General features: G+C 53.4%; 17 protein-coding genes. 16 read left to right on the top strand and 1 reads right to left on the bottom strand.

Annotation, left to right across the window (positions count from 1 at the left end):
- Positions 1-2 precede the first annotated feature (2 nt).
- The 15 genes from iolC (at position 3) to KTE_RS36735 (ending at position 16,743) form a co-directional block, all read left to right on the top strand.
- On the top strand, positions 3-1,031 hold the full coding sequence (iolC, locus tag KTE_RS36665) for a 5-dehydro-2-deoxygluconokinase (RefSeq protein WP_201390554.1): 1,029 nt from the start codon (positions 3-5) through the stop codon (positions 1,029-1,031).
- An 84-nt stretch (positions 1,032-1,115) separates the two neighbouring features.
- Positions 1,116-2,978: a 3D-(3,5/4)-trihydroxycyclohexane-1,2-dione acylhydrolase (decyclizing) gene (iolD, locus tag KTE_RS36670; protein WP_201391103.1), complete on the top strand. Its 1,863-nt coding sequence runs from the start codon at positions 1,116-1,118 to the stop codon at positions 2,976-2,978.
- 118 nt (positions 2,979-3,096) lie between these two features.
- Positions 3,097-4,092: a sugar ABC transporter substrate-binding protein gene (locus KTE_RS36675; protein ID WP_201390556.1), complete on the top strand. Its 996-nt coding sequence runs from the start codon at positions 3,097-3,099 to the stop codon at positions 4,090-4,092.
- 58 nt (positions 4,093-4,150) lie between these two features.
- Positions 4,151-5,218 (top strand): ABC transporter permease, encoded by a 1,068-nt coding sequence (locus KTE_RS36680; RefSeq protein WP_201390558.1) that lies wholly within the window; start codon positions 4,151-4,153, stop codon positions 5,216-5,218.
- Positions 5,215-6,111, top strand: coding sequence for an ATP-binding cassette domain-containing protein (locus tag KTE_RS36685; protein WP_201390560.1), 897 nt, complete (start codon positions 5,215-5,217; stop codon positions 6,109-6,111). The genes KTE_RS36680 and KTE_RS36685 overlap by 4 nt, the downstream gene beginning before the upstream one ends.
- Positions 6,108-7,586 (top strand): CoA-acylating methylmalonate-semialdehyde dehydrogenase, encoded by a 1,479-nt coding sequence (locus tag KTE_RS36690; RefSeq protein WP_201390562.1) that lies wholly within the window; start codon positions 6,108-6,110, stop codon positions 7,584-7,586. Before KTE_RS36685 ends, KTE_RS36690 begins: the two co-directional genes overlap by 4 nt.
- Before the next feature lie 27 nt (positions 7,587-7,613).
- Positions 7,614-8,537, top strand: a complete 924-nt coding sequence (locus tag KTE_RS36695; RefSeq protein WP_201390564.1) for a TIM barrel protein — start codon at positions 7,614-7,616, stop codon at positions 8,535-8,537.
- Positions 8,538-8,555: 18 nt separating this feature from the next.
- Positions 8,556-9,575, top strand: a complete 1,020-nt coding sequence (iolG, locus tag KTE_RS36700) for an inositol 2-dehydrogenase (RefSeq protein WP_201390565.1) — start codon at positions 8,556-8,558, stop codon at positions 9,573-9,575.
- A 10-nt stretch (positions 9,576-9,585) separates the two neighbouring features.
- Positions 9,586-10,734 carry a tagatose 1,6-diphosphate aldolase gene (locus tag KTE_RS36705; protein ID WP_201390568.1) on the top strand — a complete coding sequence of 383 codons (1,149 nt, stop codon included), beginning with the start codon at positions 9,586-9,588 and terminating at the stop codon, positions 10,732-10,734.
- A 466-nt stretch (positions 10,735-11,200) separates the two neighbouring features.
- Positions 11,201-12,319, top strand: coding sequence for a mandelate racemase/muconate lactonizing enzyme family protein (locus KTE_RS36710; RefSeq protein ID WP_201390570.1), 1,119 nt, complete (start codon positions 11,201-11,203; stop codon positions 12,317-12,319).
- An 18-nt stretch (positions 12,320-12,337) separates the two neighbouring features.
- Positions 12,338-13,453, top strand: a complete 1,116-nt coding sequence (locus tag KTE_RS36715) for an ABC transporter ATP-binding protein (RefSeq protein WP_201390572.1) — start codon at positions 12,338-12,340, stop codon at positions 13,451-13,453.
- On the top strand, positions 13,450-14,106 hold the full coding sequence (locus tag KTE_RS36720) for an ABC transporter permease (protein WP_201390574.1): 657 nt from the start codon (positions 13,450-13,452) through the stop codon (positions 14,104-14,106). The genes KTE_RS36715 and KTE_RS36720 overlap by 4 nt, the downstream gene beginning before the upstream one ends.
- Entirely contained in the window at positions 14,097-14,714 is a 618-nt protein-coding gene (locus tag KTE_RS36725) for an ABC transporter permease (RefSeq protein WP_201390576.1), read from the top strand. The genes KTE_RS36720 and KTE_RS36725 overlap by 10 nt, the downstream gene beginning before the upstream one ends.
- A 30-nt stretch (positions 14,715-14,744) precedes the next feature.
- Positions 14,745-15,662 (top strand): glycine betaine ABC transporter substrate-binding protein, encoded by a 918-nt coding sequence (locus tag KTE_RS36730; protein ID WP_201390578.1) that lies wholly within the window; start codon positions 14,745-14,747, stop codon positions 15,660-15,662.
- A gap of 784 nt (positions 15,663-16,446) precedes the next feature.
- The gene (locus KTE_RS36735; RefSeq protein ID WP_255553052.1) at positions 16,447-16,743 is read left to right on the top strand and encodes a DUF4158 domain-containing protein; all 297 of its coding nucleotides are present in this window, start codon (positions 16,447-16,449) and stop codon (positions 16,741-16,743) included.
- 25 nt (positions 16,744-16,768) lie between these two features.
- Here KTE_RS36735 and KTE_RS36740 read toward each other — a convergent pair whose 3' ends face one another.
- Positions 16,769-16,990: a helix-turn-helix transcriptional regulator gene (locus KTE_RS36740; protein ID WP_201390582.1), complete on the bottom strand. Its 222-nt coding sequence runs from the start codon at positions 16,988-16,990 to the stop codon at positions 16,769-16,771.
- A gap of 682 nt (positions 16,991-17,672) precedes the next feature.
- Between KTE_RS36740 and KTE_RS36745 the strand changes: the two genes are divergently transcribed.
- Complete coding sequence (locus tag KTE_RS36745; protein ID WP_201390584.1) at positions 17,673-19,244, top strand: PQQ-binding-like beta-propeller repeat protein; 1,572 nt, start codon at positions 17,673-17,675, stop codon at positions 19,242-19,244.
- Positions 19,245-19,424 lie beyond the last annotated feature (180 nt).

Raw genomic sequence — 19,424 nt, forward strand, 5'->3', positions numbered from 1 at the left:
GCATGAATACGGGCAAAAAATATGATGTCGTGACAATGGGGCGCTCGTCGATTGACCTCTACTCGAATGATATCGGTGCCCCGTTTGTGGAGATTACGGGTTTTGCCGCTTACGTTGGCGGCTGTCCAACGAATATCAGCGTGGGCACACGCCGCCTGGGATTGAACGTCGCATTGCTCACGGCGGTAGGAGAAGACCAGGTAGGCGACTTTATTCTGCATTTTCTCATGCGCGAAGGGGTCGAGACGCGTTTCATTCCGCGTAAACCAGAGAGACGCTCTAGCGCGGTGGTACTGGGCATTGAGCCGCCCGACCGCTTCCCGCTGACCTATTATCGCGAAAATTGCGCCGATATCGCCTTGACTATCGACGATGTGCTGGCAACACCCATCGCCGACAGCCGCGCGTTATTGATCAGTGGCACGGGCCTGAGCCAGGAACCGAGCAGAAGCGCGACCTTGTTCGCGGCTGAGGTCGCACATCAGGCGGGCGTAACCGTACTGTTGGATATCGACTTTCGCCCTGATCAGTGGCACGACCAGCGAGCCTTTGGCGTGACGCTGCGTTCGGCGCTACGCCTGGTGGATGTCGTTTTAGGCACTGAAGATGAAATCAACGCGGTCATGCTGACCGATGTGAGTCAGATACGGCTCACCCATTCTCAGATTTCGGATGCGCGGGTGAGTGGTGATAGCCAGGCTGCTATCCAGGCCATGCTGGGGCTGGGGCCACAATGGGTCATCCAGAAACGGGGAGCTGAAAGTTCTCTCGTTCACTCCACCTCCAGTGATCGCCTTGCCGGGCCACTATCGGTGCCAGGTTTTCCAGTGGAGGTACAGAATATCCTGGGCGCGGGCGATGCCTTTGCCTCTGGTGTGCTGTATGGTCTGGTCAATGGATGGGATTGGTATAAGACGGTGCGCCTGGCGAATGCCTGCGGAGCTATTCTGGTGACCCGGCATGGGTGCGCGAACTTTATGCCTACTTACGATGAGGTGATGGCTTTTATTCAGGATCACGGCGGATTCTAATGCTCGCGGGAAGGATGCTGTCAACAACCCCTGGATAACATCACAGGGGTTTTCCAGAAGCGGAGGTTCAGTAAGTTGACGACGATGACAATGGCCCAGGCACTGATCGCCTTTCTCAAGAATCAGTATATCGCGCGTGATGGCGTAGAAAGTCCCTTTTTTGCTGGATGCTTCGGCATTTTCGGCCATGGGAATGTCGGCGGTATCGGTCAGGCGTTGCAACAAATGCCTGATTTTCGCTACTACCAATCACGAAACGAACAGGCAATGGTACACGCCGCTGTGGCGTATGCCAAAACGAAGAATCGGCTGCAAGCGTTTGCCTGCACGTCATCGATTGGCCCGGGCGCCACTAATATGCTCACGGGAGCGGCCACAGCCACGATCAATCGCTTGCCAGTGCTGCTCTTGCCCGGTGATATCTTCGCGCGTCGCAATGTCGCACCCGTTCTCCAGCAACTTGAGTTTGAGCATTCGCAGGATATATCGGTCAACGATTGCTTTAAGCCAGTGAGCCGCTACTGGGATCGCATCAGTCGCCCCGAGCAACTCTTGACAACACTACCCGAGGCTCTGCGCGTACTAACCAGTCCCGTAGAGACCGGCACGGTAACGCTGGCCCTCCCGCAGGATGTGCAGACCGAGGCATATGCATATCCTTCGGAGTTCTTCGAGCGCCGCACATGGCATATAGCGCGCAATCGGCCAGATCGCCGCGCACTAGAGCAAGCCGCCGCCTGGATTCGCGCCAGTGAACGGCCTCTGATTATCGCTGGAGGAGGCGTGATTTACGCGGGGGCGACGGAACTGCTGTGCGATTTCGTCGAGCGTTCGGGGATTCCCGTCGGCGAAACGATGGCTGGCAAGGGTAGCCTGCGCTATGATCATCCGCTTAATCTTGGCGCAATAGGCGTTACCGGCACCTTCGCCGCCAACCGTCTTGCGCGTGAAGCTGATCTGGTAATTGGTATCGGCACGCGTTACAGTGACTTCACGACGGCCTCGAAGACGGCTTTCCAGCATCCCAATGTACGCTTTATCAATATCAATTGCGCTGAATTCGATGCCTTCAAGCATCGGGCCTGCCCCCTGGTTGGGGATGCGCAAGCGACGCTAGAAGAGCTTCAGATGCTTCTGGGAGACTATGCGGTTGCGGTTGACTACCGGGAGCAAGCCGAGCGACTTCATAGTGCCTGGGATCGTGAAGTTGAGCGGATTTATGAACTGCGTAATGAGCCGTTACCATCTCAGGGTGAACTTATCGGTGCTGTCAACGAACTGAGTTCACCTGACGCTATTATGGTCTGTGCCGCGGGTAGTCTACCCGGCGACCTGCATAAGCTTTGGCAGGCGCGTCATCCCAAGAATTACCATCTCGAATATGGGTATAGCTGTATGGGCTACGAGGTCGCAGGTGGCCTCGGCATTAAGATGGCCGCGCCCGAGCGCGATGTGTATGTGATGGTAGGGGATGGTTCATATCTCATGATGAACAGCGAGATTGTTACCTCCATTCAGGAAAACTATAAATTGATCATTGTGTTACTGGATAATCATGGTTTCAAGAGCATTGGTAGCCTCAGCCGGTCATTGGGCCAGGAAGGCTTTGGTACACGCTATGCCTATCCGGAGAATGGTGTCTTGCCCGGAGACGTGCAGGACACAGAGGTTCGCCCTCTGCCCGTTGATCTGGCAACGAATGCGCGTAGCCTTGGAGCACATGTCATTGAGTGCAAAAGTCACGCGGATTTTGTCGCCGCCCTTGAAGCTGCCAAAGCAGTTGAGCGTACAACAGTTATCTACGTGCAGAATGATCGCTATCAAGAAGTCCCAGGCTACGAAAGTTGGTGGGATGTACCAGTTGCGGAAGTCAGTACAAAGCCGCAAGTAGAAGTCGCCCGCGCCCAGTGGGAAGAAAAGCGCCAGCAGGAGCGCTACTTCCTCTAACATGCCGCTATGGCCTCAATGACGTGGACAAGCGGTTAACCCGTCCCTGGCTAGCGAGAACCAATCACTACATTAGTGCCTTTGTAATAGTCACTGTAGTTCTTCAAGGAGGAGAATAATGAAGCGGTTCTGCCGTGTAGTAGCCCTGGTCGCGACCCTACTGTTTATCCTTACTGGTTGCAGTGGAGGAGCGAATAGCTCCCAGAATGCAGCGCCCTCTGGGAACACTGATCGCTCCAACCTACGCTTTGTTGTCATCACGCATGGACAGGCATCGGACCCATTCTGGTCGGTCGTCAAAAAAGGTGTTGATCAGGGAGCCAAAGATATGGGAGTGAAGGTCGAATACCAGGCTCCTGGAACCTTTGATATGGTTGCCATGGCGCACCTGATCGATGCCGCCGTCGCCTCTAAACCTGATGGCCTGGTCGTCTCCATCCCTGACGCGAACGCCCTTAGCCCTTCAATCCAGAAGGCCATAGCGGCTGGTATCCCGGTTATTTCCATCAATTCAGGAAGTGACGTAGCGAAAAAACTTGGTATTCTAGTCCACGTTGGACAGACCGAGTATGAAGCTGGCCTGGGTGGTGGTGAGCGTATGGCGAGTTCGGGTGTCAAGCACGCGCTGTGTATCAATCAGGAAGTCGGCAACGCTGGACTGGACGCACGTTGTAAAGGCTTCACCGACGCGATGGCGAAAGCCGGAGCCAAAGTTGAAGTGCTTGCTGTGAACCTGGCGAACCCCACGGAATCGCAGCAACGCATTGAGGCAGCCCTTAGAGCCAAGCCTGACGTAGATGGCTTGATGGCTCTCGGACCAACCGGAGCTACACCGGCCCTGAAGGCTCTACAGGCTCTCAATAAAGGCGATAAAGTCAAGCTTGCGACCTTTGACCTCTCACCGGACGTATTGCAGGCCATCAAGGGTGGCACTATGCTCTTCGCCATTGATCAGCAGCAGTATCTCCAGGGCTATCTTCCCATTGTTCTCCTGACCCTGTACCGGACCAACCTCAACACTATTGCGAATGATGTCTTGATGACCGGGCCGGGCTTTGTCACAAAGGATAACGCGGATAAGGTCACTCAGCTAGCGCAGCAAGGGACGCGTTAGTGGGACATGGTTGGAGCCAGGCGCATTGGCTCCAACCATACCATTTGGGAGGAAGCATATGCGTGTATCTCGAGGGGTCGCGAACAAGCGCGAGGTCAATACTGATGAACGCGTCATGCGCGTGAGTGTATGGCGTAAGTTACTAGTTCGCCCTGAAATGGGAGCCATTGGAGGCTCAATTGCTGTCTGGATCTTCTTCGCTATTATCGCTGGCGATAGCGGGTTTCTCACTCTGGCAGGCACGGCAAACTACCTGACTGTATCTGCTGAATTAGGCATTCTGGCTGTTCCCGTTGCGCTCCTTATGATAGGCGGAGAGTTTGACCTTTCAATCGGTTCCATTATCGGTGTTTCTGGCATGGTCGTCACGATCTTATCGGTGCAGTTGGGGTGGAATATCTGGTCCGCCATTCTGGTCGCTATGTTGCTCGCCTTAGTGGTGGGATTCCTCAATGGGTACCTGGTGCTACGTACCGGCCTGCCCTCGTTCATCGTGACCCTGGCAACTCAGTTTATCCTACGCGGGACAACGATAGGCGTCACACGTGCGTTGACAGGACTTACCCAGGTAGGTGGCTTGAACCAGACCGCGGGCTATCAACTGGCCAGGGCTGTCTTCGACAGCAGCATTACGATTGGCGATGCTCAGTTCCCAGTATCTATTCTCTGGTGGCTGGCAATTACGGCGATAGCAACATGGGTGCTGCTGGGTACTCCATTCGGCAACTGGATCTTCGGCGTTGGAGGCGACGCCCAGGCAGCGCGTAACGTAGGGGTACCAGTCAGGCGTGTAAAGATCCTCCTCTTTATAGGGACGGCACTTGCTGCCTGCTTGCTGGCAGTTATTCAAGCAGTTCATTCGACCGGAGCTGACGTCCTGCGCGGACAGAATCAAGAATTCCTCACAATTATTGCCGTGGTCGTTGGTGGCACACTCTTGACCGGCGGTTATGGCTCGGCAATCGGCTCCGCTTTTGGGGCGTTGATCTACGGTATTGTGGGCCAGGGCATTTTCTTCGCGGGTGTGGATGCCGACTGGAATAGCGTAGTGCTTGGTTTACTGCTCTTGCTGGCAGTGTTGCTCAACCGCTATGTGCGCAAATATGCAATGGAGGTGCGTCGATGAAGGCAAACGATACTCCTTTGCTCGAAGTGCAAAACGTCTCAAAGTACTTTAGCAGTGTCATCGCGCTAAAAGGCGTCTCCATGAGTGTACGTGCTGGCGAGGTCATGTGTCTGCTTGGCGATAATGGTGCAGGGAAATCGACACTGATCAAAATCCTCTCAGGTGTGTATCAACCAAGCGATGGGCATTATCTGGTAGGGGGCAAAGAGGTTCATTTCAATTCACCGCGAGATGCCCTCAACGCCGGTATCGCGACTGTCTTCCAGGACCTGGCGATGATCCCGATGATGAGTATTTCGCGCAACTTTTTCCTTGGCTCGGAGCCGACGCGAGGCTGGGGACCCTTCAAGCGCTTTGATGCGGCTCGCGCCGATGACCTGACACGCGACGAATTGGCGAAGATGGGTATCCATATACGCGATACGAGCCAGCCTGTAGGTTCGCTCTCTGGTGGAGAGCGCCAATCCATCGCTATTGCGCGTGCTGTTTACTTTGGAGCCAGGGTTTTGATTCTGGATGAGCCTACGGCGGCACTGGGTGTCAAGGAAGCTGGCGTGGTATTACGCTACATTGCCCAGGCGCGTGCGCGTAGACTGGGAGTGATCTTTATCACGCATAACCCTCACCACGCCTATCCGATCGGTGACCGTTTTACGCTGCTCAACCGTGGGCGCAGCCAGGGAACGTTCACAAAAGCCGAAATCAGCCGGAATGAGGTCGTTTCTATGATGGCGGGTGGTGAAGAACTGGAGGAACTGAGTCACGAACTGGCTGAGTTCGCGCGCATCGACGCCAGCGCTGGCGAAAAACTAGCGGAGGCCGCGCAAGAATTTGAGGCGGAGCTTGAAACGCTACATCATCAACACCCTACTCGGGATGGAGGACAGGTATGACACAGCATCGTCAACTTATGAACTATATTGGCGGCCAGTGGACACACTCGCGAGCCGCTGAATATCTCCCAGTACGCAATCCTGCGACAGATGAGCTCCTGGCGCACGTGCCCCTTTCACCTGCTGTCGAGGTAGATACGGCCGTACAGGCTGCCCAGGCCGCCTTTGACGGTTGGCGACGTACACCCCCAACCGAGCGTATCCAATACCTCTTTAAGTTCAAGCAGCTTCTAGAAGAGCATTCAGAAGAGATTGCCCATCTGACCACGCAGGAGTGTGGTAAAACGCTGGCGGAAGCTCAGGGTGAACTCTTGCGCGGCATTGAGAATGTTGAGGTCGCGACAGGCATTCCCTCTTTGATGATGGGCTATAACCTTGAGGATATCGCCTCTGGCATTGATGAGCATATGTTTCGTCAGCCAGTCGGGGTGGTGGCCGCCATAACGCCTTTCAATTTTCCCGGCATGATCCCGCTCTGGTTCCTACCCTATGCTATCGCCTGCGGTAACTGCTTTATCCTCAAACCATCGGAGAAAGTGCCTCTGACGATGGCGCGCGTCTTCGAACTGATTGACCAGCTTGGCCTGCCAACAGGGGTCGTGAGCCTGGTCAATGGCGGCAAAGAGACCGTTGACGCGCTGCTCGATCATCCGTTGGTACGCGCTATTTCGTTTGTGGGTTCCTCGCCTGTGGCAAAGTATGTCTATAGCCGGGCGGCAGCCAATGGGAAACGCGCTCAATGCCAGGGAGGCGCGAAGAACACCGTTATTGTGCTTCCCGATGCCGATATGGAGATGACTACACGTATCGTCGCTGACTCATCGTTTGGCTGCGCCGGGCAACGCTGCCTGGCTACCTCGGTCGCGATTACGGTGGGCGAAGCCCGGACAGAGTTTCGCGAGCGCCTAACAGACGCGGCAGTGCAACGCAAAGTAGGATCTGGCCTGGATTCAGAGGTTGAGATGGGGCCAGTCATTACCCCTGAGAGCAAGCAACGTATCGAGTCGCTTATCGCGAAGGGCGCTGGGGAGGGCGCGGAACTGCTTGTCGATGGGCGCAATACACAGGTCAAAGGCTATGAGCGCGGGTATTTCGTGCGCCCGACACTACTTGATAATCTCGCGCCGCAAAGTGAGCTTGCGCGTACCGAGATATTTGGGCCTGTCCTCAGCCTGATACATGTTCAGGATATCGATGCCGCCATCGAGCTGATCAATGCCTCTCCGTTTGGAAACATGGCTTGCCTGTTTACAAATAGCGGCGCCGCGGCCCGTAAGTTCCGCTATGAGGCGCGTGTGGGCAATATCGGTATCAATGTAGGCGTAGCGGCCCCGATGGCTTTCTTCCCCTTCACGGGTTGGAAGGATAGCTTTTTCGGCGATATGCACGCTCAGGGGCGCGATGCCATTGAGTTCTATACCGAGAAGAAGGTCGTAGTTGAGCGTTGGCCTCGCGAGTGGTCACGCAAGTTCTAGAGTTCTAGAAACGTGAGAGGGACGAAGATGCGTATTGCTAACGCCCCCTGTTCGTGGGGAGCACTCGAATTTGACGATGTGAAGGGCGAAGGTATCACCTACGGGCGAATGCTTGATGAACTGCGTGATACAGGCTACGTTGGGACCGAGCTTGGCGATTGGGGCTTTATGCCCACTGTTCCCGCACAATTGCAATTTGAGTTGAAGCGACGCAACCTGCGTATGGTGGGTGCGTTTGTACCGGTGGCGCTGAAAGATGTGAGTTTGCATACCATCGGGGAAGCCGAGGCGCTCAAGGTTGCCCGCCTGCTGTCCGCCGTGGCCGAGGAGGAAGATCAGTCGCCCTTCCTTATTCTCGCTGATGCCAATGGAACAGAGCCGGAGCGTACTCGCAATGCGGGGCATGTCACAAACGAGATGGGGCTGAGCGCGGCACAATGGACCACCTTCGCCCGTGGAGCTGAACGCATTGCGCGCAGGGTACGTGAGGAGACTGGCATGCCAACAGTCTTCCATCATCATTGTGCTGGCTACGTCGAGACGCCACAGGAGATTGAACGCTTGCTGGATATGACTGATCCCGAACTCTTAGGGTTAGTCTTTGATACCGGGCATTACCTCTATGGTTCAGGGGACATCGATGGTCAAAGGGTATTGGAAGGGCTTGAGCGCTTTGGGAAGCGTATTCAGCACGTCCACTTTAAAGATTGTCATCCTCTGGTTGCCCGGCAAGCGCGCTCCGAAGGTTGGGATTATTTTACGGCAGTGCGCAATGGGGTATTTTGCGAACTGGGGCAGGGCAGCGTCCCGTTTGAGGTGGTACGCGACTGGCTACACGGACGCGGCTATGATGGCTGGATTGTCGTTGAGCAGGACGTTCTGCCTGGTATGGGGAGCCCTAAAGAGAGCGCTCAGCGCAATCGGGCCTATCTGAAGGCAATCGGGCTGTAATAGAAGAAGAGGAGCCTTATGTCAATAGACACCTTGCCGGTCGGTCTGATTGGTGCCGGGCGTATCGGTTTATTACACGCTCAACATTTGGCCAGACACATTCCGATGGCCAGCCTGCTCATGGTTGCCGACGCGAACGAGGAGGCCGCCAGGGAATGCGCCCGGCGCTTTGCGATACCCTATGCCACACAGAATTACCAGGCGATACTGGAAAATCCAGATATTCAAGCCGTAGTGATCTGCTCGCCAACGGATACACATGCTCGTATGATTCAAGAGGCGGCGCAGGCTGGCAAACATGTTTTTTGTGAGAAGCCTATTGCTCTTGACCTTCCCTCGATAGATCAGGCTGTCGCGGTAGTGGCGTCTGCCGGAGTGAAATTGCAGATTGGCTTTAATCGACGCTTTGACGCGAACTATCGTCGGGTGCGCCAGGCCCTGGAGCGTCAGGAAATTGGTCGCCCTCAGATCCTCAACATTACCAGCCGCGATCCAGGGCCGCCGCCGCTGGCCTATATTCGGGTCTCAGGTGGTCTCTTTCTTGACATGATGATCCACGATTTTGACATGGCTCGCTTCCTGATTGATAGCGAGGTTGAGGAAGTTTTCACCATGGCGGGTGTCATGCACGATCCTGCGCTTGGAGAGGTTGGCGATGTGGATACGGCGGTGGTCATGTTGCGTTTTGCCAATGGCGCTATTGCCACAATTAACAATAGCCGCTACGCTTCCTACGGCTATGACCAGCGTGTAGAGTTGCTGGGAAGTAGCGGTGCAATTAGTATTGATAATAATTATGCCAATACGGCCATTATCAGCGATGGACAGAGCATTCGGCGCGACCTTCCATTACATTTCTTCCTCGAACGCTATAACGAGAGTTTCTTGTTGGAGATGACGGCCTTTGTCGATTCTGTATTGCACGATAGGCCTGTGCCTGTCAACGAGCAAGATGGGCGCGCCCCGGTGGTCCTGGCTCTGGCGGCACGCCGCTCGCTGGATGAACGACGACCCATTTATCTTGATGAAATGAGATAGAGGACGCACAATGACATTGAGAATGAGCAAAGGCAAATTCGAGGGACTCAACACCTGCGCTAATGAGCACGGTTGTATTGCCGCGCTGGCAGTTGACCACCGCCAGAATCTCTTGCAAGCCATTGCGACAGCGCGCGGAGCGGAGGCAACGGCACATGATATGCAAGCCTTCAAAGCAGTGGTAGCAAAGGTTTTATCCCCATATGCCAGCGCTATACTCTTAGATCCAGAGTATAGCCTGATGCATGATCCTCAGAAGAAGCAAGGGAAAGACCCGCAAGCCCAGCAGCCGCTCGTTACCCCCAGCCAACATTCGCAGAAAGGGTATAACAGCGGAAAACAGAATGCACCAGGTGTTTTTGCACTGGGAATGAGCGCACACATTGCGCCTGATAAGGCTATCATGCTGGCCTATGAAAAGTCGAGCTACGATAACGGTACAGGAGATCGGCTGCCTGATCTCCTGCCGGAGTGGAGCGTGCGTCGTCTCGTCGAGGCTGGAGCCAGGGCTATCAAAATTCTCCTTTACTACAACCCCTTCGACAAAGAGCGGATCAATGTCATCAAGCAGGCCTATGTTGAGCGCATTGGTGCCGAATGCATCGCGCTAGATATGCCCTTTTTTCTTGAGCCGCTAGTATACGATAACGCCATAGGGGACGAGAAGGGGCTGGAGTTCGCGAAGAAGAAGCCCCTCTATGTTGCGCGTACCATGGAGGAGTTTTCACAGCCTCGCTATGGTGTGGACGTGCTCAAGGTCGAATTGCCAATTAACCCTCTCTTTGTGGCGCAAACGCGCGCCTTTGCTGGTGGTCAGGCAGCCTACACACGCCAGGAAGCGTTAATGCACTTACGGAAGACCGCCGATGCAACGAAACTGCCATTCATCTACTTGAGCGCGGGTATCAATAACGAGGTGTTCTGCGAAATGCTGGAATTGGCCGCCGAAGCAGGGGCGAAGTTTGCAGGTGTGCTGTGTGGGCGAGCAACCTGGCAGCAGGGCATTCAGGTGTATGCGCGAGAAGGTGTGAAAGCGTTGGAGTACTGGTTAGCGGAGCATGGCGCTCAAAATATCCAGGCGCTCAATAGGGTGCTGACCACCCATGCTAGCGCCTGGTGGGACACGTATGGTGGGAAAGGCAACATCGAGATCACATAGCTTGGTGTTACGTGGACGAAAAAACAGACCAACGCGGCAACACACTTCTCTTCTGGAGACACCCAGGTCAGCTTACACATCGGGTTTGATACACCAGTGACCCTCGACCCTTGCCCACCGATCTCGTTCCTATTGTAGCCTATTTTCATTCACTTCTCTGTCCCCAGAGGTCATCGTGCTTCCTTCTTTGCAACTATAAGGATGTGCATTGACCAATCATGTGCTGCTCATCCAACGCGATCACTGTCAACTTGGATGCTTTCATAGTTTAATCACCTATTTATGTTGGCTAAATATAAGTGGGGAGACCCCCTGGATTATGCGCCTCTCGCTGCGCAGCCCTCTGTATAGCCATTGACAGCAGCGTGACATGTATTTATACTGTTACTGAACAGATTAGATAAAAACTCATCTATTTGTTCTTCTAGAAGAAGAACTCATCTATTTAAAATTCCAGAGGATAAAGATGACAATTTGTATCACGGATATTCATATCCGCCACTTTTCACTTCCCCTGGAACCACCCTTTCGAGCCTCCTGGGATCCTCAAGTACGAACACGCTTCTCAGCGACACTGGTCGAGGTACATACCGACGCCGGCATTGTGGGTTATGGATCGGGTGACTCAATGTATGGCTTTGATCAGTTTAAGCACCTGTTTATTGGACAGGATGTTAGCCAGACCGAACGACATAGTGATGTTCTTGCCATGCTTGCGTTTCACTATGCTCGCTACTGGCCGCTGGAGATTGCCATCTGGGATGTCCTGGGCAAGGCCGCAAACCTTCCGTTGTTTCGCCTTTGGGGTGGGCATTCTAACCGTGTTCCCGCTTATTGCTCAACGGGCGAGTTGCACGATCCTGTCCAGCGAAAGGAAGAGGTGCTCAGGTTTCGGGAACAGGGGTTCCGTGCGGTAAAGATTCGTATGCGACACGAGGAGGTTCGGCGTGACCTGGCTGTTGTAGCAGCTGTTCGTGAGGAGGTGGGAGAGACAATGGAGATCATGGTTGATGCCAATCAGGGTTGGCGTATGCCCGGCGATACGCGCCGACCGTGGGATGTCAAGCGGGCGTTACAGGTGGCGCGCGAGTTGGAGCACTATGGGGTCTACTGGCTAGAGGAGCCACTTGAACACGCGAATTTCGCGGGCCTGGCCGAGCTACGGCGTGCGACCTCGCTGCGCATCGCCGTTGGCGAGTTGAATCGCAGCCCTGCGGATTTCCGCGAGTTTGTATCTCAGGGTAGTGCCGATGTCTTACAACCCGACGTTGTCGTCTGCGGCGGTTTTAGCCTCGGGTTAAAGGTTGCGCATCTCTGCGAGCAGCATGGGCTGCGTTTCTGCCCGCATACGTGGGGGAACGGCCTTGGGCTCATGGCGAACCTGCATTTAGCGGCCGCGACGGGGATCTGTCCCTTCCTTGAGTATCCTTTTGACCCCCCTGGCTGGACCCCTGAGCGTAGAGATTTCATTCTGGCGGACCCGGTTCTTGTATCGAAGGATGGTGATCTGGTACTTCCGGAGCAGCCAGGGTTAGGTGTTACGCTGCGTGAGGATCTTGAACAATTTGAGGTTCAGTATCCTTAGATAACCCCAAGGAGGAGGATGTTTACTGTGGGAGTAAAGTTTGAGAACGTTACGAAGATGTACCAGAATGGTCGGCCAGCGGTGCAAGAACTCTCGCTTGAAGTGCAGAGTGGCGAGCTGTTGGTACTGATTGGCCCTTCAGGTTGTGGTAAGACAACGACACTCCGCATGATCAATCGTCTAGAAGAGCCGACAAGCGGAACTATTTATGTCGATGGGCACGATGTGCGCAGCTATAATCCTATTCAATTGCGGCGTGGCATTGGATACACCATTCAACAAACTGGCCTGTTACCACATATGACGGTTGAGCAAAATATCGAGCTTGTGCCTCGGCTGCTCAAGTGGGATAAGAAGCGGCGCCAGGAGCGGACCCGCGAGTTGCTGGATATGGTGGGCATGGATTATAAGGCCTTTGCTCATCGTTACCCTCGCCAGCTCTCTGGCGGTCAGCAGCAGCGCGTGGGCGTCTTGCGCTCCCTTGCGACCGATCCTCCGGTTATCCTGATGGACGAACCATTTGGCGCGCTTGACCCCATCAGTCGCGAGGTGCTCCAAACCGAACTCAAACGATTGCAGGCTAAATTGCATAAAACAATTATCTTTGTCACCCACGACATCGATGAAGCTATGCGCCTGGGCGACCGCGTCGCTATCTTGCGCGATGGTCAGCTACTCCAGGTGGGCACGCCTACAGAGCTACTTCACGCACCGCAAGATGAGTTCGTTGCCAAATTCCTGGGGCGCTTCCTCTCCCTTCCTCAATCGCCTGTAGATGCGGTGAGGCAACTGATACAAACAGGAGAGTCACTTATCCTTAAAGAGCTTTCGTCTGGCGAGCGCATTGTGCAAATGGGTAGCTTCCCCTGGTGTTTTTTGATCGATGACCAGGGAGTGCTTAAGGGAGCAACATGCAAGGTACCAGAAGACCTGGAGCAGTGGAAGAGCATTATCTGGCAGGAGGCTGTCTCCATAAAGGAGACAGATACACCCGATATCGCCCTGAAGCGGTTGATCGAGGGGGAGGCCGAGGCATTGCCCGTGGTTGATGAAGAGCGGCACCTGGTGGGGATTATCTCGCATCGATCGGCCATTAAAGCGCTCTCAAGTGGCGTTGGGAGGGTCGGCGTATGAACCAGAGTGACTTTTGGAGCATGTATGGGAACCGCATCCTGGAGGGTATCGGGCCTCATTTATTTCTGACAGGTGTCTCACTTGGACTTGGTATCCTGTTCGCTGTCCCGCTGGGGATACTCCTGACGCGCTTTCCGCGCTGGTCAGGGCCGATTATCGCCGTGGTATCAGTCCTACAGACGATTCCGAGCCTGGCATTCTTCGCGCTTGCCCTGCCGTACCTTGGCATTGGCATGCAACCGGCCCTGGTTGTACTCTTCCTCTACTCACTGTTACCCATCTTGCGTAACACCTATGTTGGGGTGCGTGCAGTTGATGCCACGCTCATCGACGCGGCGCGGGGACAGGGCATGACCAACTGGGAAATCCTTTATCTCGTCGAGTTGCCCCTGGCCGCACCCGTCATTGTCACGGGTATTCGTCTCGCGGCGGTATACCTGGTGAGTTGGGCCACGCTCGCGTCGCTCATCGGTGCGGGGGGACTGGGCGATCTGATTTTTGCAGGTCTTGATAGCTACGATGCTAACTTGCTGATGGCCGGGGCCATTCCGACTGCGATGTTGGCATTGCTGATTGGGTTTGTGTTCGGGCTTGTCCGTCGTCTGGTAACGCCACGTGGTATCAGGAAGGAGGTACGGGCGAGATGGATTTAGGCTTGCCATATATGGCTCAACTGACGCTTCAACATCTCTATCTATCGTTTCTCGGCACGCTAGCTGGTGGTCTGGTTGGTTTCTTACTGGCGACCTGGGTCCGACGACGGCCACGCTGGGCGAGCGTATTCATAGGCCTGGCCGAGGTTATTCAGACCATCCCCGGTATCGCGCTACTGGCCTTTCTGCTGCTCGCGTTTGGTCTAGGGGACACGACTTTAATTGTAGGATTGGCGCTCTACTCAATTTTGCCTGTGCTTCAGAACACCTATGAGGGGCTGGTAGGGGTCGACCCGGTCTATCTGGATATTGGTAAAGGCATGGGTATGACGCCTGGCGAGATCTTTCGACAGATTGAGCTGCCCCTGGCGTTTCCTGTTATCCTGGCTGGATTGCGGGTCGCGCTTGTTACCGCGATCGGTATTGCGACTATTGGTGTATTCATTGGCTCGGGAGGGCTGGGTGTCGTGATCTATCGTGGATTGCAGATCATCGATATGCCTACCATTGTGACGGGCGCTATTCCAGCTGCCTTGCTCGCGGTCCTGCTAGAGGTGGGATTGTCACTAGTGGAGCGCAGGTTATCAAAGACCACATCGCAGCGGTAGCATATTGTTTATCAAAGGAATAGGAGTGGTATGAAAAAGATATCTTTGTTGTGCATGATACTCGTTGTGTTCAGTGTCCTGCTGAGCGCTTGTGGATTTGGGCCTTCCAGCACTATCAGCGGTTCCAAGGATAGCGGAACCATTGTTGTCGGCTCCAAAAACTTTTCTGAGAATATCATAGTTGGCGATATGGAGTACTATCTCTTGAAGGCAAAGCTCAAAGGGGTAAATGTTGAGAACAAGGCCAATCTTGGCTCGACCGCGGTACTCTGGAATGCTCTGCAAAGCGGACAGCTCGACACATACGTCGATTATACTGGTACCGGTCTGGTAGATATCATGAAGATGCCAGTCACGCACAACCCTGACGAAGCATATCAGACCGTAAAGAAGGAGTATCCAACGCGCTACCACATCGATTGGTTGAACCCCATGGGCTTCAACGATACCTACGCGGTCGCTGTTCCGAAGACTATAGCTGAGAAGTACCACTTGAAGAAGATCTCCGACCTGGCCCCTATCGCATCGCAGCTTGTCTTTGGTGGTGAACCGGATTATTTCACGCGACCGGATGCCTATCCTGGCCTCTCGAATACGTATGGACTGCACTTTCAGTCATTGAAGCAGATTGATGTCGGTCTGAAATACCAGGCAGCGGCAAATAACCAGGTTCAAGTGCTCGATGTCTACTCGACAGATGGAAATTTGCTTAGATATGGCATGACTGTCCTTGAGGATGATAAGCATTTCTTCCCGCCGTACTACGCGGCCCCCATCGTGCGTGAGAGTACACTAAAGGCGCATCCAGAGATTCGCTCTATCCTCAACTCGCTACAGAACACACTTACCGACTCAAGCATGCTGCAGTTAAACTACCAGGTAGATGTGCAACATAAGTCTCCCGACGACGTTGCGCAGCAATTCCTCAAGTCAAAGGGCCTGCTCTAGCACAAATGGTTTGTACTCAGCTCTTTCCTTAGCGCGGGGAGTTCTCAGATCTCGACCAACACGCTTTGCGCGAAGATTGCGTAACATCTTCTGATATTATTTCTCGTACCCGCTGTGTTTGTTACTTGGAAAGCAGTGTGGAGGTTCGTGTATGCCGCAAGGCACACACGAACCTCCACACTGCTTTTCTCTATAGAATACACCATCCACTTCTGCGTCTCTTCCTGTTGTGCTATTGCCAGAGCCGAAACGTTCTCTTGTCATATTTGGTAAATAAGGTGAAGAGCGGTCAGATTTTAGGGCTCTTGTTCATTTTCGGTGGAAAAGCTCATCATCAATTGAAAAGAGAGAACTTGGGTGGCTTCTGCAGTGATCTTTTGCTGTGTTTTTCCACCGAAAGTGAGCAAGACCCGATTTTAGGGCGAAGAGTGATCAATCAGCGTGAAGAGTGATCAGACCAACCATTGCTGTTAGCAAGATGACTTTAGAAGCACGTTCACCTCGTTCGGCGCTGTAAATTCATGGGCAAAATTTGCTTGAATTGTGAGCAAAAACGCCTCCTCTCCGGCCCAATTTTGAAGCTGAAGGGAGCGAGTCTCGCCAGGTCAGCCTGAAACCGAAGCCCCATAGGGGTCCCGACATAATTTCCCTGAGAGATTCGCGCTTTGGGCAAGCTACCGGTAAAAAGGTCCTGAAGGATTCCGCTCAGTTTGTCAGAGCCATGAGGGTATGATAAGAAAGATGCATTCTTGCTGAGAGATGCGGGAGTGCGTCCCCATGACCCATAAAAAAGTCCCCACCTAGTCTCCCTGATGAGCAGCGTCAGATCATGATGGAAATCCCGACAGACCTTGACGCTCGGGATCTCGCTCGTTATTACACCCTGACCCCAGAAGAGTTAGAGCTGGTCAATCACCGTCGGCGTCCAGCCAATCGCTTTGGTTTTGCCGTTCAGCTTGCACTTCTGCATTTTCCAGGTCGCCTGCTTGCGGAATATCGCAATCAGAAGCAGGTGCCGCGAGCAATCTTGACGAGCATTGCGCAACAAATCAACCTGCCAGTCAGCGCATACGCCGAGTAGAATAGGCAAAATGGCGAGGATCGTTTTACCCTTGAGCGGCTTCGTCACTTTTGTATTCTACAATATTACCAGGTTGGCAATCTAAGGCCTTACAAATTGCTTCTAATGTCGAGAATCGTATCGCTCTAGCCTTTCCATTTTTCAAAATAGAGAGATTAGCCATAGTGATACCAACCTTCTCTGTAAGTTCCGTAACACTCATTTTTCGCTTTGCCAGCATGACATCGATGTTTATTATTATTGCCATAGTTGTGCCTCATACGGTTAAGTCATTTTCCGATATTGTTTGTCAATATATTATTATTGTTATTCATTAAAATAGGTGTCTTTAAATGATGTCTTGCTTATAATAACGAAGTTATCATTAGAGGTACTAAAATACGAATAAATCCATAGGAAACCGGAGAAATAACGTAACACGCGCTTTACTTATGTATGTGGTAAATGGCGCGAATGTTCGACAATTTTTGAGGTGAAATGTGGGATTTTGGCGCGAAATATGGAAATCGACCAGCAAGGCGCTGGAGAAACCGCCTCCCATCTGGTTTCCTTCTTCTAGAAAGTGTAAATGAGGCATTTGAGTAGATGGGCGCTGGCCGAAGAGCCATTCAGAAATTTTGTCCCGGGTCGATCTCATCTGTTTGTGTCGGTTGGATGCTCTTCCTTGCCTCAATAAAGAATTACTTCCTCTATCTATCGTTGATGAGCATATTTTGTGACTCTGTTTTTTTGCAATAACGTTGCTTGTGATCTGAAGCCTAAATCATGCGGGATCAAATGCAACTTTCTTGATATCAAATACGTTTTAAGCAATAACGACTATTATCGTTTATTTTGCCACTTGAAAGGCTTAAAAAGTGTTAGAAACAAATCCCCCTGAAATTTTGGAAGATCCCTCACCAGGTCCGCGACAGGCAAGATGGAGAAAAGTGCTTAAGGTAGGGGCTCCACTCCTTGTTGTGTGTCTGATTCTTGGCGGCTTCATTGTGCTCATCATACAGCGCCATGCTAACACAAGTGGTGTGAACAAGGCAACATTACACGCTAATGGGTCGCCCACTCCGAGCACTGACTCCGTTTCCTTCGCTCGCATCCAGACCATAAGCAGGGTAGATTCCACCCTCTACGAAGCCGATGGCCTTCACTACCTGTATGCAGTAAACATGCGCACCGGCGCGACGACGCGCTACTATTTTGATCAAGTCGCCTCTCCATTCGTCATAGATCATGATATCCTCTACACAACTAGTGAGAAGAAGGGTGGGGGAGCCAGCGTCCTGGCATGGAGATTGAACAATGGCAGGCCTACACTCCTCTGGCACCACCAGCAGAACTGCTGCTCACGGGGAAGCTTTACGGTTGCAAACGGAGCAGTATACATATTTTCGGGCGGCGGCATCGGCGCGATTACGGCACTGCGTGCCAGCGATGGGACACAATTGTGGAACTATCCAACCAACGGCCTCTTTGAAGCCTCTCTGACTGTTGCCAATGGCATCCTCTACGCGGGCACATCCGGCTCACCGGGTGGGGTCTTCGCCTTTAACGCCAGTACAGGCAAGCTCTTGTGGAAATCTCAGGGGATCGGGCAGGTGCTCTCAGCCCCTGTTGTCGCTAACGGCGTCCTCTACAGAGGGGCTACGGATCGCACCATCGCGGCCTTTAATGCCACGACCGGGGCCCTGCTCTGGAGCTATCCCACCGACTATGCCATTATCTGGCAGCCTGTGGTAAGGAACGGCGTGGTCTACGTCGGTACAGGCGCCAACTCCGTCTTTGCCCTCCGGGCAAACAATGGCTCCCTCCTGTGGCATCAACGCATCGATAAACTCTTCACCCCTGCTTCTATCTCTGCCAATCGCTTCTTTGGCGTCTTCGTGGGCTCAGCCAGTGACGATAATGTGTTTGTGGGCTCGGAGAGTGGCTACATGTGTGCGCTACGTGCCAGCGATGGTACTCTGCTCTGGCAGCGCCAGTTTAGTGGTCTGGTTGTTTCTCCCTTCGACACGGCGGAGAAACTGGTGTATGTCTCCTCGCAAGCCTTCAATGAAGGGCAGAACGCGGTTTATGCCCTCCAGGCTAGCAATGGCGTCCTGGCGTGGCGCTCACCAGAGAACGCGCCTCTCCCCATATCTTCCTCGGCGCAAAGCACGCCCGGCAAGGGCAATGGCATGATTCCGCTCACCAGAACGGGCATCCCCGCCTTCACGCTAGATGACGTTAAACAGTACTTTAAGGCCCATCCCTTGCTGACAACCGCTGGCAAACCGGGAACCATCGTCAAGCTAGCCTTTATGATGAGCAAAGAGGCGAGCTCGCTGATGAATGGAGAGTCTATCGGTATCCCTGACGACGCGCTGGTCTGCTATGTAGAACTGCAAGGGCCCTTTGATCGGCTTCCGATTTCCACTCCCGGCAATACGGGCAAGCTTTCATTCCAAAGAGTTCACTATGTGATTGATGCCCAGACAGGCAACCAACTCGTGTTTGGAGCCGGCTGATTGCCTGTCTGCGTAAGACTACTTCAATTCTCTTGGACTAGAAGTTCAAGCGCGGCCCCTCACGCCTCACCGCGGAGGGGCAACATCACATGCGTCAGCGCCCACCACTAATCTCCAGAATAGTCCCAGTGGTATAGGCATTTGAGTAGGAATGGGCCGGAATACGGCTCTTGCTTACTT

It is taken from the genome of Ktedonobacter sp. SOSP1-85, assembly GCF_016587415.1.
In the GTDB taxonomy this organism is placed as follows: domain Bacteria; phylum Chloroflexota; class Ktedonobacteria; order Ktedonobacterales; family Ktedonobacteraceae; genus Ktedonobacter.